Raw genomic sequence first — 13,578 nt, 5'->3', positions numbered from 1 at the left:
ATGAAATGAAGTAATGAGATTTGTTGACACTTACCAATGGACTACTAACCAAATTATTGCACCTCGTGCACTTTAATAGTATTCGTCCGTCCGCGTTCTTGAATGGGCATGCTCGCCAATACAATGAAGATGTCGCCTTTCTTGACGTGACCATCGCGCTTTAAAATTTCCTCTACATCGGCAATGGTGGCATCGGTAGAAGCGGCTTTGTCGTAATGATAAGCGCGGGTTGCCCAAACCAAATTCATAGTGTTGATAATGGAGGCGTTGCTTGTAAAGGCAAATATGTTGGCATCGGGGCGGTGCGAAGAAGCTTTGTAGGCACTGTAACCCAATTGGGTCATACCCACAATGGCTTTGGCATTTACATCTTTCGCCAGTTTGCAAGCAGTCAAGATCAAACTGTCAGCAAAAAAAGTAGGGGTATTTTTCTCTGGTTCTCTAAATCTGTAAAATATCTTTCCTTGCTTTTCTACTGAACCAATAGTGCGAACCATGCTTCGGATTACTTCGATCGGATATTTACCTGCGGCTGTTTCGGCTGATAACATCAGAGCATCGGCACCGTCCATCACTGCATTGGCCACGTCATTGGTTTCCGCGCGGGTGGGTCGCGGGTTCTCGATCATGCTCTCCATCATTTGGGTGGCTACAATCACAGGTTTGGCGGCCTTGTTGCATTTTTCTACTAACATTTTTTGCACCATCGGCACTTCTTCCATCCAAATCTCAACCCCCAAATCGCCACGGGCCACCATTACCGCATCGGTTGCAGCAATGATGGAATCAATATTTTCAAGAGCTTCGGGCTTTTCAATTTTTGCAACTATGCGTGTAGCCGATTTATGTCGGTTGATTACTTCGCGCAAGATTTCAATATCGGTTGCTTTGCGCACAAACGATAAGGCCACCCAATCGATATTGTTTTTCAGACCAAACTCCAAATCTTCATAATCTTTCTCGGTAAGAGAAGGTGCAGAAACTTTTGAGAATGGAAGGTTAATTCCCTTGCGCGGCTTTAGTGGTCCACCATAAATTACGCGGCATACCACATCAATATCACGCACCTCCACCACTTTCAACTCAATTTTGCCATCATCAATCAAAATCATGTCGCCCTTCTTTACATCGCGGGGCAATCCTTCATAAGAGGTGCTGACCAATTCATTATTACCCAACACCTCGCGGGTAGTAATAATTAATTCTTGCCCAGGCACCAGTTCAATGCCAGGCTGCATTTCGTTTACACGGATTTTGGGGCCTTGCAAATCTTGCAGCAAAGCCACATTGGTGCCCATTTCTTTGTTCAACTCGCGCACATAGTTGATTACCTTTAAGTGATCTTCGTGTTTGCCGTGCGAAAAATTTAACCGAAATACGTCTACGCCCTCTTTGATCAGCGCGTGTAGCATTTCTTTGTTGTTGGAGGCAGGGCCAACAGTGGCCACAATTTTTGTGCGGTTGTACGAAATTCGTTCCATGTAAATTAAAAAATAAAGTTGTCTTTTGATTTCAAAGACGCCAAAGGTATGAAAGCAACCCATTCAACGGAAGGAATACCACGCAAGACTTCCTGCAATCGTTTGCTTTTGGTTTCATTGTCTGTTTGTACCATCATTATGTAGTCGTAATGCTGAAATTCGGGTACCAGATAGGCGCTTTGTGCCTCCTCTTCCAAGGGTTTGTTCTTAAACAAGCGGATGGTGAGCGACTCTGACTGATGCAGGAAGTTAGCCAAATGGTAATTGTTGTTTTTCTTATCCACAAATTTTAGATCAGGCTGCCGCACCAATTGCAATTCAAACAGTTGGTTGATTTCCCACGCCAGCTTATAGCCCTTTATGGTCGAAATTATTCCTAAAAGCTCAAAATCATAAGAATAATCAATTTCAAGGCGTTTTTTCTTCATGAATCGGTTTCTGGAAGACCTTCAGGCGGATGGAACGCGTAAAAGTTTGCCAATATTGCACTAAATCTCTTTATTTGCACCTGATTTTTGAATCTTAAACTTTATAATCATGTCTGAAATCGCACAAAAAGTAAAACAAATCATCATCGACAAACTAGGTGTTGAGGAATCTGAGGTGACTCCAGAAGCAAGCTTTACCAATGATTTGGGAGCCGATTCGTTGGATACCGTAGAACTTATCATGGAGTTTGAAAAGGAGTTCAATATTTCCATTCCAGACGATCAGGCTGAAAACATCGCAACCGTTGGTCAGGCAATTTCTTATTTGGAAGAAAACGCCAAGAAATAATTTACACTTTACCACGGCAAGCCATATTGGCTTAGTAAAGTCACAAAAAAGGGTGTCAATAGGTTTATTGCGCCCTTTCTATGTTTTATAAAAGTAAGTTATTACGAAATGGCCATTGATTGAACGAAATGTTATTAAGGCCATTTCAGGTGACCACTAAAAAAAACAATTATTACCTCATGAATTTGAAAAGGGTTGTTATCACAGGGGCGGGTGCACTCACCCCCATCGGAAACACACTTCCAGAATATTGGGAAGGTCTTCGCCAAGGAAAAAGTGGCGCAGCTCCTATCACCAAGTTTGACACCACTTTATTCAAAACAAAATTTGCTTGTGAAGTAAAAGGATTTGACGCGGGCAACTTTATGGATAAAAAAGAAGCCAGAAAGTTGGATCCGTTTTCGCAGTATGCCATGGTAGCGGCAGATGAAGCCGTTATCGATTCAAAGCTTGACCTAACCAAAATAAACTTAGATCGCGTGGGTGTGATTTGGGGTTCGGGCATTGGTGGACTTTTCACCTTTCAAGAAGAGGTTTTGGCCTTTGGCCGTGGCGATGGCACTCCACGCTTCAACCCCTTCTTCATCCCAAAAATGATTCCTGACTTAAGCGCTGGACATATTTCTATCAAGTATGGATTTAGAGGCCCTAATTTTGTTACGGTTTCGGCCTGTGCCTCTTCTACCAATGCCATTTACGATGCCTTTACCTACATCCGCTTGGGCAAAGCAGATGTGATTGTTTCAGGGGGGTCCGAAGCGGCCGTTTGCATTGCTGGTGTTGGTGGTTTCAATGCGTTAAAAGCATTATCCGAAAGAAACGATTCGCCTGAAACAGCTTCTCGACCTTACGATAAAGACCGCGATGGCTTTGTGTTGGGCGAAGGAGCGGGTGCCTTGATCATTGAAGAATACGAACATGCCAAAAGACGTGGTGCGAAAATTTACGGAGAAATTATTGGCGGTGGCATGTCTGCCGATGCCTACCACATTACCGCACCTCACCCCGAAGGAGCAGGAATCACCAAAGTAATGGAGTATGCGCTTGAAGAAGCGGGTATTAGAACTTCTGAAGTAGATTACATTAACACACACGGCACCTCTACCCCCTTGGGCGACTTGGGCGAAATAAAAGCCATTCAAAAAGTGTTTGGCGAAGATGCCTACAAAATGAACATCAGCTCAACCAAATCAATGACCGGCCATTTGTTGGGTGCTGCGGGTGCTATTGAAGCATTGGCCTGTTTGTTGGCCATCAACGAGGGCATTGTGCCGCCTACCATCAATCACTTTACCGATGATGATGGCCTAGACCCACGGTTGAACATGACCTTTAACAAAGCACAAAAAAAAGAAGTGAAGATTGCGCTGAGCAACACTTTTGGCTTTGGCGGTCATAATTTCTCGATCATTATCAAAAAAATGGAGTAAATCCTGTGTGGAATTTACTACCCTCCTTACCCAAAACTAATTCTAAGGAAGAAAAAAAGCTTATTACGGCAGTCAAAACGATTGCTGGGTTTGCGCCTTCTAATTTATCGCTCTATAAATTAGCTACACTCCATAGTTCAAAGTCAAAAGAGTCAGATGGTTTTCGCGAATCAAATGAACGATTGGAATACTTGGGCGATGCTATTTTAGGCGCAGCTATTGCTGATTATTTGTTCAAAAAATATCCGTTTAAAGACGAAGGCTTCTTGACTGAAATCCGCTCGCGCATTGTCAACCGCGAGTCACTCAACAATATTGCCCGCAAAATTGGCATTGGCGCGATTGTCAAATTCGATAACCGCAATGTGATGTTGCAAAACGTGATTTTAGGAAACACGCTGGAAGCACTGGTAGGTGCCATTTACCTTGACAAAGGATATTTAAAAACCAAAAAATTTGTGATTGACAAGTTAGTGCAGCCGTATTTGAATTTAGAAACGATTGTAAACTCTACGGCCAATCACAAAAGCAAATTGATTGAGTGGAGCCAGAAGGCCGGCAAAGAAATCCGCTTTGAAACGGTGGACATAAAAAGCAGCGGCCGCAACTACAAAGAATTTTCTATTCAGGTTTTTATTGGCGAAGAGGCGTTCGGCCTAGGTATTGGCCCGAACAAGAAAAAAGCAGAGCAAGCGGCAGCAGAGAAGACGTGCGGGATGTTGGGGGTTTGAGTTGGGGTGGTTTTTTGCTTTAAGAAAAAAAGCTGCCCAATTTTCGATAGTTGATACTAGTGATAAGTTAAATATATTATGACCCTAGTTGTGGTTGGTCAAAAAGTAATATTAGTCGTAGTTGTTGGTCGCCTGACCAACTTGTTTTCACAAACCCTTCCAACTTGTTTTCGCACGACAGCATAATTTTAGGTTATTTGTGCGCACGGACAAAAAAAGGGCAGTTTTTGCATTCAATTTGATTGTATATATTCAAGCCTTTAGGTATTCTTACCTTTAGGCAATGCTTTGCAGAAAGGCACGCATTTACACTGGCAGACAGATACAAAATATGATGGTTTCATTTAAAGCAAATTTTTTGTTAACGACTTTACCCGTTCTAGTTCTAGTACTGACGAAGGCAACGGTCTTGATAAGCATTAACTATTTTCCGTCCGAGCTATCTTGGATACCAAGTTTTATTGGATACTATTCCTCAATACTTCTGGCCATATACATTTCAAAAAAGTACCTCTCACTACCCATCCGACAAATTCTGCCAACATCGTTCAAGCCAATACCACCGTATGGACTGCTGTTAGTAACGATAATAATTCCGGCCCTTTTGCCAATAACAGCTTTTATTACGCAAATAAAGAGATCGACAGCGCAAATTTGAACGAACATTTAGGTTTATCCTAATTTAGGAATTTCAACATTGCCAACTCTAGCTGCGCAGCTAGCACTTGGTTTCGTATTGATTAAATCAATATCATTAGTTTCAGTTTGTGCGGCCTCCCCTAGTTGTCGTTGGTCAAAAAGTAATTTTTAGTCATAGTTATTGGACGCCTGACGTCTGGCGACCAGCGTGAACGAAAGGTGGCACCCTAGCCACAGTCAATCAATGATCCCTATTCAGTATGGATATGATTTACAGTCCAGTTCTACGCTCGACCTGTGGCTCACTGCAGGTACCCGCAATAACCGATTGGACTCCAAAGAAAACACTCATGACAAAGCTGAAAACGATCTTTTTATCCCAAATTATGCATTAGACTGGGATAAAACTCAGCTGTGACTGCGAAACTTGTTTTGGGGCCATATGAAATCTACAAGATACTTGATACGAAACCCCACTTTCTTGCAGATTTATAATCCCAAATCACTTCATATTTTCAGTAATCTTTATCCATTCAGCTTTCTAAGGAGACGACTATCCTAACTGGACAATCAAACTTAAACCGAGCCACACATTTTGAAATCAAAATCTATTTTCATTATTTAGCGTTATAGTTTAATAAAATTGTTAAATAAAGTGATTAAAGAAAAGCGGGATAATCAGACAGAAAAATCGATTTTGGAGGCTGCCCGAAAAGTTTTTACCCGCAAGGGCTTTGCGGCAGCTCGCATGAACGACATTGCAAAAGAAGCCAATATAAACCGTGCATTGTTGCATTATTACTTCCGCAGCAAAGACAAAATGTTCGATTTGATCTTCGAACAAAAAGTAAATGAATTTTTTTCGGGGCACGAGAAAATTTTGTTTTCGGAGAAAAAGTTGGAAGAAGTGATCAGGGGAATGATCACACACGAGATTAAATTGACTGCCGCCAATCCCTACTTGCCACTTTTCATCCTGCAAGAGCTGCAACAATCACCTGATCGGCTTTTGCATCACGCACAAAAAGCGGGCATGTCGCCAAGTATAGTGATGAAACGATTTTCAATCTTAGTGAAAGAAGCCATCGCAGAAAAAAGAATCCGGGAAATCGAAGCAAGCCAACTTCTTATAAATATTATGTCGCTTTGCATCTATCCATTCGCTGCAAAACCTGTCATAAAAGCCTTTTTGGAAGTAGACGACAAGGGATTCGACAAAGTGATGGAACAGCGCATTGATGAGATAATCGAATTTGTCATGCACTCATTAAAACCTTTTGCAAAATGAAGCAAGTTTTATTTCTTCTACTTATTGCCGTGAATTCGTTCCACGCATTTGGACAAGGTCTCACTCTTGACAAATGTCACGAACTAGCCCGTCAAAATTTTCCGTTGATAAAGCAGAAAGAGTTGCTTGTGAAAAGTAAAGACTACAGCGTAGCCAATGCACACTCCGGCTTTTTGCCGCAACTAAGCCTATCAGGTCAGGTCACCTATCAATCAGATGTCACCAAAATACCCATTTCATTTCCGGGTGTGGATATCGAGCCGCTGAGTAAAGATCAGTACCGCATTTTTGGTGAGATAAGCCAAGCATTGTATGATGGAGGCGCCATCAAACAACAATCGGCCACTGCCGAGGCCAATGCAAAAGTGGAAGACGAGCGGGTGGAGGTAGAGTTGTATAAAGTGAAGGAGCGTATTAACCAGTTATACTTCGGTATTTTATTGGCCGATGCACAACTCAATCAAATTGGATTGCTTAAAAAGGATTTGCAAACGAGTTTAAACAAAACGGAAGCGGCCATTCTTAACGGAACGTCCTTTAAATCGAATGCAGATATTTTGGAAGCTGAATTATTGAAAGCCGACCAACGGGCAATCGAGATTAAATCGTTGAGAACGGCTTATCTCGATATGCTCAGCTATTTCATCAATCAAAAACTAAGTGAAGATACAACACTCGAAAACCCAGCGGTGCTTATGTTTCAAGAAACGTCCTCCATCAACCGTCCGGAATTATTGTTGTACAATTCTCAAGCATCATTGTTGGATGTACAATACAAATCGGCACACACTCGTAATTTGCCAAGGTTCAATATATTTCTTCAAGGTGGCTATGGCCGACCAGGATTGAATGCTTTGCTCAACGATTTCTCGGGGTATTACATTGGCGGACTGCGCTTCATTTGGAATTTGTCGGGGTTCTATAATTCCAATCATGATAAGGAGTTGTTGAATCTAAATGTGCAACAATTAAATTATCAAAAAGAAACTTTTCTATTCAACACCCATTTGCAATTGAAGCAACAAAGCCAGGAAGTTAAAAAGCTGGCAGAGCTGATCGAAGTGGACAACAAAATTGTAGCGTTGCGGTCGAACATCACCCATACCGCAAAAGCACAGCATGAAAATGGCGTGATCTCCACCAATGACTTACTTCGTGAGTTGAACGCAGAAGACCAAGCTATACAAAACCGGCTACTGCACCAGATTCAGTTGCAGCTGTCGCAGTATTCGTATCAAAACATTTCAGGAAATTAACTCCCCCATTACGATGAACCATTTATTCAAATTCCTACCGCCAGTGTTTGTTTTGCTGCTGACAATTTCGGCTTGTAAAAATTCATCCAATGATTTTGATGCCTCAGGAAATTTTGAGGCAGAAGAAACCATCGTGTCATCCGAAGCCTCGGGTAAAGTTGTTGAGTTTACCATTGCCGAGGGGCAACAACTAAAAGCAAATGAAGTCATCGGCTACATCGACACGACTCAACTATTCCTTCGAAAAAAACAACTGACCTATTCCGTGCGTGCGGTGTTAGCGAAACAACCCGACATGTCATCTCAACTGGCCACTATCAAAGAACAAATCGCCACCGCTGAGTTTGAAAAGAAGCGGATTGAAAAATTATTGAAGTCAGCCGCAGCCACACAAAAGCAATTGGATGACTTAAATGCTCAGTTGGCCTTATTGCAAAAGCAGTACAATGCCACCAAGTCTTCGCTATCGATTACATCGCTAGCGCTTCAAAGCGAAACCCTGCCTCTTAAAGCGCAAGTCGATCAACTGAATGACCAAATCAAAAAGTCAATTTTGGTTAACCCTCTCTCCGGCACGGTACTCACCAAATATGTGGAGAAAGATGAAGTGACTGCCCCTGGAAAGGCACTGTACAAAATTGCCAACCTCGAGACAATGACGTTGCGCGCCTATATAACGGGGAATCAGTTGCCGCAAGTTAAGTTGGGCCAATCGGTGGAGGTGCGGGTAGATGATGGCAAGGGAACAAAAAGCTACCCCGGAGCCTTAGCTTGGATTTCGGACAAAGCAGAGTTTACACCGAAAACCATTCAAACGAAAGAAGAACGTGCCAACCTCGTGTATGCCGTGAAGATTACGGTGAAGAACGATGGCTATCTGAAGTTGGGGATGTATGGAGATGTTAAACTAAATAAGCAATAGGCAATTGACAACTCTTGCGAATGGTCAATTGAAATTTGTCAACTACCAACTTTGTAAAAGATGAAGTCAGTAATTGTCAATAACGTAGCAAAGTCCTTCAAAGGCGACAAGACTTCCGTGCAGGCATTGAAGGAAATTTCTTTTGACGTGGAGCAAGGCGAATTGTTTGGGTTGATTGGGCCTGATGGTGCGGGTAAGACAACACTATTCCGCATTCTCACTACGCTAATGATTGCCGACAGCGGCAGCGCCAGCGTGGATGGATTTGATGTGGTGAAGGATTTCAAAGCCATTCGGAAACGTGCGGGTTATATGCCCGGGCGATTTTCGTTGTATCAAGATTTATCGGTGGAGGAGAACCTCTCGTTCTTCGCTACGCTGTTTGATACGACCATCGAAGAAAATTATGATTTGGTAAAAGACATCTACATCCAGATAGAAAAATTCAAACACCGCAGAGCTGGTGCGCTCTCTGGGGGAATGAAACAGAAGTTGGCCTTGTGCTGCGCACTCATACACAAGCCATCAGTGCTGTTTTTAGATGAACCGACAACAGGGGTGGATGCAGTATCGCGACAAGAGTTTTGGGAATTGCTGCGGCAACTGCAAAAGCAAAACATCACCATCCTGGTATCTACGCCTTACATGGACGAGGCGAGTTTGTGCGACCGTGTGGCATTGATTCAGCAGGGAAGTTTGCTGGAGATTGATACACCCAAAGGCATCATGAACAAGCTCGGCAAACCACTGTGGGCCGCACGAGCCAGCGACATGTATGTGCTGATGAAAGAATTGAAATCGATGGACGAAGTGTTTTCGTGCTACCCGTTTGGGCAGGAGCATCATGTGATTTTCTACAACGATGGGCAGTCGATGGCGGAAATAGAAACAGCTTTGAAGAAGAAAGGAATTGTGGATGTTCAATTGAAACGTGCGGAGCCAACTATTGAGGATTCATTCATGAAATTGATGAACAGGTAAAAGAATGAACTCAATAGCAGTACAAAACTTGACCAAGCAATTCGGCAGCTTCACTGCGGTGGATAACATTTCGTTTGACGTGAAGAAAGGAGAAATCTTTGGATTTCTTGGAGCGAATGGTGCGGGCAAAACCACCGTCATGCGCATGCTATGCGGGCTGTCGTTCCCCACCCGGGGCGAGGCCACGGTAGCAGGCTTTGATTTGTTTCGCGAGGCGGAGAAAATCAAGAAGAACATCGGCTACATGAGTCAAAAATTTTCGCTGTACGAAGACCTGACCGTCAATGAAAACATCCGCTTCTATGGTGGTATTTATGGGCTTACCGATATGCAGATAAAATCAAAAACGGATTTTATGTTGCAACAACTTGGGCTAAGCGACAAGGCAAACACACTGGTGAAGTCGTTGCCGCTTGGGTGGCGACAAAAACTTTCGTTTTCAGTGGCGATGGTGCACCAGCCGCAGATTGTGTTTCTTGATGAACCCACGAGCGGAGTAGATCCTGTGACGAGGCGTGAGTTTTGGACGATGATTTACGAAGCAGCGCATACGGGCACTACCGTGTTCGTTACCACGCACTATATGGATGAAGCCGAGTACTGCGACCGCGTGAGCATCATGGTGGACGGGCGCATTGATGCATTGGGTACACCCACGGAATTGAAAGATCAATTTTCAGCAAGCGATATGACAGGCGTGTTTTTAAAATTGGCAAGAGGTGCGAAACGAGGAGATGATTAACTAGTTTACAGTAGGCAAATAGCAATTGGCAAATTGTTGTTAACTGCGTTTTGTCAACTTAAAAATTGAGGAAGCAAAAATGAAACAATTCATAATCTTCATACGAAAAGAATTCTTACACTTCTGGCGAGACAAGAAGACGTTGTTTATTCTTTTCGGTATGCCTCTGGTGCTGATCCTGATTTTTGGCTTTGCACTCACTAATGAAGTGAAGAACACGCGTATCGCTATACTCGACAATTCCAAAGACGAAACCACCAGCACCATTATTCGTCAACTCAACGCCAGTCGCTACTTTGACATTGTGCGCAACATCAAAAGTGACCGGGAGCTAGAGGCAGCCTTCCGAGAAGGAAAAATAAAAATGGCTGTGGTGTTTCCCATGCAGTTTCAGTATTCGCTGCTGCACACCAACAGAGCGGCTGTGCAGTTGGTAATGGATGCTACCGACCCTAACGTGGCCAACATACTTGCCAACTATGCCGCGGCTATCATCGTGGATTATCAAAGTAGTATGAAAGGTCATCAGAATTTGCCCTACACCATCAACACCCAGTTGAGAATGTTGTACAATCCGCAAATGAAAGGCTCCTACAACTTTGTGCCAGGCGTAATGGCCATGGTGCTTATGCTCGTGTGCGCTATGATGACAAGCATCTCCATTGTGCGTGAAAAAGAAATGGGCACAATGGAAGTGATACTCGTGTCACCCATTGTGCCGATACGCATGGTGATTGCCAAGATGGTGCCGTACTTTTTGCTATCAGCCGTGAACATTGTCAGCATTTTGTTGCTGAGTTTTTATGTGCTAGAGGTGCCCATTCAGGGAAACCTGGCGTTGCTCTTAGCTGAGTGTTTATTTTTTGCCATCACGGTACTAGCTTTGGGATTGTTGATTTCATCCGTGACCGATTCACAACAAACCGCTATGCTCATTTCACTCATGGGACTTTTTTTGCCTACCGTCATGCTCAGCGGATTTTTCTTTCCTGTAGAAAACATGCCCGTGCCTTTGCAGGTATTGAGCAACCTGGTGCCGGCCAAATGGTTTTACTACATCGTAGAAGACGTCATGATTAAGGGGTTGGGTTTTGAGTTTGTGTGGAAGGAGACGCTCATCCTTGCAGGAATGACGGTTTTCTTTATGGTGGTGAGCATCCGAAAATTTAAAACGCGATTGGAATGACGCTCCTTCGCTAAAGCTTCGGAGGGTAAAGAATATGAGAGTACTAAAAATATTATTGGAGAAAGAGTTTCGCCAAGTGTTTCGCAATTCGTCCATTTTGCGCCTCATTTTTATGATGCCCGCTATCCAATTGCTCATTATGCCACTGGCGGCTGATTACGAAGTGAAAAACGTAAAGCTTTGCGTGGTGGACTTCGACCGCTCTTCATATTCGCGCAAATTGGTGAACAAGATTACGGCCACCTCCTATTTTCAATTGGTAGACTACACCGACTCCTACAACAAAGCCCTCACTTATGTAGAAAACGACCAGGCCGATTTGGTGTTGCAAATCCCCGCCAAGTTTGAAAAACAATTAGTAGAAGAAGACAATGCCACGCTCTTCATGGCGCTCAACGCCATCAATGGAGTGAAGGCCAATCTTGGCAGCGCGTACTTGCGCACCATTATTGGCGACTACAACCGCGAAGTACGCACCGAGTGGTTGCAACTGCCGCGCTTCAATCCGCAGCCCGCCATCGAAGTCACGTCCATCAACTGGTTTAATCCGTACATGAACTACCGCATCTTTATGGTGCCGGGCATTTTGGTGATACTTGTTACCATGGTAGGTGCGTTTCTATCCGCACTCAACATCGTCAAAGAAAAGGAAGTGGGCACCATTGAGCAAATCAACGTGACACCGATTAAAAAATATCAATTTATCCTCGGCAAGCTCATTCCGTTTTGGGTGTTGGGCCTCCTCACCCTCACCATCGGGCTAGCCATATCGTACCTCGTGTATGGCATTGTTCCGATGGGCAATATTTTCACCATCTACTTTTTTGCGGGTGTGTACTTGCTAGCGATATTGGGCTTGGGCTTGCTTGTCTCCACAGTGTCGGCCACACAGCAGCAAGCGATGTTACTGTCGTTTTTCATGATGACGATTTTCATTTTGCTGGGCGGCCTCTACACCTCCATCGACAGCATGCCCGCGTGGGCTCAGGCGTTCACGAAGGTTAATCCAGTGGCCTATTTCATCGATGTCATGCGCATGGTGGTGCTCAAGGGCAGCACCCTGTGGGACATCCGCTTTCACCTACTCACTGTCTTCGGCTTTGGCATTGTGCTCAATTCACTGGCCGTGTGGAATTATAGGAAGAGGAGCTGAGACAGTTTTATTTGGTGTGGCAATGCCTGCAAAAGTAACGTTGGCGTTCTTCTTCTATTAAAGCCAAAATAGTCATGTAAGAAATTTCTAATGGCGGCTATTAGAGAAAATGCTTGGAAAGTATAAGATAATTGAATTCAAATCTCTTCCGAATACAAACTTATATTTCGCTTGAGGGTGCTAAGGTATTGGTAGTGAACACGGCTCTTGGCCAAGATCAATATCTCTTAAAAGAAAGTGTGCTTTTCGATTTTAACGCATCTCTTAACGGAATGAAATGGAGCATGCCTGACAAAACTCCATTGGAAGGTAAATCTTTGTATTTATTAAACAAAAGTTATTCAAGGGCTTTAAATGATTCAATATATGCATTCAAGTTAGAATCTACCAGATGGATCAGCGATGGATATCACTTATCTGAATATTTAATTTCATATGACTATGGTTTTATAGGATTAAAATTTACGGATAGCGAAGGCGATCTATATTTGAGTTGTCGAGCTAAGCGTTTTAAGAAATTGGTTTTCAAGTGATGGTGATAATGTCATTGAAAAGTTGATCCATCTGGCGCAAGTCTTCAGCTTTTATTACGCAAATAAAGAGTGTACCATTCGAGTTCATAATTTATATTATCATTTTCTCTTGCATTAATCCAATATTTGAAGAAATGTTCTGGAGGGGGCTTCTCATTTTTCTGCCCGGCAATAACTTCTTTCGCATTTCATATTCCGCCTCTCTATTTAGCTTTTCGCACTTTTTTTTGTGGGGCTATTGGTTCAAATCTCCAATGATTTTATTCCCAACTTTGATTTCAACTTTTATAATGGGGGTTGCTTGGATGTGGTTTATGCACAAACAAAAAAATCTATGGTACCCGATTGTGTCACACTTTTTGGTTGATATTTTTAACCTTTCCGTTGCAGTATATTATGGCATTGTTTCATTTGGCCATTTTTAAAACATCGGCAGCGCAAATTTGAACGAACATTTAG

14 protein-coding genes are annotated in these 13,578 nt (G+C 43.2%); 12 read left to right on the top strand and 2 right to left on the bottom strand.

Features of this window, described 5'->3' with window-relative positions; genetic code table 11:
* Nucleotides 1-53: 53 nt before the first annotated feature.
* The gene (pyk, locus tag KA713_21690; protein UXE67007.1) at nt 54-1,481 is read right to left on the bottom strand and encodes a pyruvate kinase; all 1,428 of its coding nucleotides are present in this window, start codon (nt 1,479-1,481) and stop codon (nt 54-56) included.
* A 5-nt stretch (nt 1,482-1,486) separates the two neighbouring features.
* Nucleotides 1,487-1,909: an IPExxxVDY family protein gene (locus KA713_21685; GenBank protein UXE67006.1), complete on the bottom strand. Its 423-nt coding sequence runs from the start codon at nt 1,907-1,909 to the stop codon at nt 1,487-1,489.
* A 109-nt stretch (nt 1,910-2,018) separates the two neighbouring features.
* On the opposite strand from KA713_21685, the gene KA713_21680 reads away from it, so the two are divergent.
* From KA713_21680 to KA713_21625, 12 genes are all read left to right on the top strand, one after another.
* Entirely contained in the window at nt 2,019-2,258 is a 240-nt protein-coding gene (locus KA713_21680; protein UXE67005.1) for an acyl carrier protein, read from the top strand.
* A 179-nt stretch (nt 2,259-2,437) separates the two neighbouring features.
* Nucleotides 2,438-3,688: a beta-ketoacyl-ACP synthase II gene (fabF, locus tag KA713_21675; protein UXE67004.1), complete on the top strand. Its 1,251-nt coding sequence runs from the start codon at nt 2,438-2,440 to the stop codon at nt 3,686-3,688.
* Between the two features lie 5 nt (nt 3,689-3,693).
* Complete coding sequence (gene rnc / locus KA713_21670; GenBank protein ID UXE67003.1) at nt 3,694-4,419, top strand: ribonuclease III; 726 nt, start codon at nt 3,694-3,696, stop codon at nt 4,417-4,419.
* A gap of 1,294 nt (nt 4,420-5,713) precedes the next feature.
* Nucleotides 5,714-6,346: a TetR/AcrR family transcriptional regulator gene (locus KA713_21665; GenBank protein UXE67002.1), complete on the top strand. Its 633-nt coding sequence runs from the start codon at nt 5,714-5,716 to the stop codon at nt 6,344-6,346.
* A complete protein-coding gene (locus tag KA713_21660) occupies nt 6,343-7,602 on the top strand; it encodes a TolC family protein (GenBank protein ID UXE67001.1) in 1,260 nt (419 codons plus the stop codon). Before KA713_21665 ends, KA713_21660 begins: the two co-directional genes overlap by 4 nt.
* A gap of 13 nt (nt 7,603-7,615) precedes the next feature.
* The gene (locus KA713_21655; protein ID UXE67000.1) at nt 7,616-8,524 is read left to right on the top strand and encodes an efflux RND transporter periplasmic adaptor subunit; all 909 of its coding nucleotides are present in this window, start codon (nt 7,616-7,618) and stop codon (nt 8,522-8,524) included.
* 60 nt (nt 8,525-8,584) lie between these two features.
* Nucleotides 8,585-9,505 (top strand): ABC transporter ATP-binding protein, encoded by a 921-nt coding sequence (locus tag KA713_21650; GenBank protein ID UXE66999.1) that lies wholly within the window; start codon nt 8,585-8,587, stop codon nt 9,503-9,505.
* Nucleotides 9,506-9,509: 4 nt separating this feature from the next.
* Nucleotides 9,510-10,247, top strand: coding sequence for an ABC transporter ATP-binding protein (locus KA713_21645; protein UXE66998.1), 738 nt, complete (start codon nt 9,510-9,512; stop codon nt 10,245-10,247).
* A gap of 79 nt (nt 10,248-10,326) precedes the next feature.
* The gene (locus tag KA713_21640; protein ID UXE66997.1) at nt 10,327-11,433 is read left to right on the top strand and encodes an ABC transporter permease; all 1,107 of its coding nucleotides are present in this window, start codon (nt 10,327-10,329) and stop codon (nt 11,431-11,433) included.
* 34 nt (nt 11,434-11,467) lie between these two features.
* On the top strand, nt 11,468-12,586 hold the full coding sequence (locus KA713_21635; protein ID UXE66996.1) for an ABC transporter permease: 1,119 nt from the start codon (nt 11,468-11,470) through the stop codon (nt 12,584-12,586).
* Nucleotides 12,587-12,717: 131 nt separating this feature from the next.
* Nucleotides 12,718-13,119, top strand: a complete 402-nt coding sequence (locus KA713_21630; protein UXE66995.1) for a hypothetical protein — start codon at nt 12,718-12,720, stop codon at nt 13,117-13,119.
* Between the two features lie 29 nt (nt 13,120-13,148).
* A complete protein-coding gene (locus KA713_21625) occupies nt 13,149-13,544 on the top strand; it encodes a CPBP family intramembrane metalloprotease (GenBank protein UXE69221.1) in 396 nt (131 codons plus the stop codon).
* Nucleotides 13,545-13,578 lie beyond the last annotated feature (34 nt).

This window comes from Chryseotalea sp. WA131a (genome assembly GCA_025370075.1).
GTDB lineage: Bacteria > Bacteroidota > Bacteroidia > Cytophagales > Cyclobacteriaceae > ELB16-189.
Note: the sequence above shows the minus strand (reverse complement) of the source record. Positions and strands in the feature narration are given on the sequence as shown.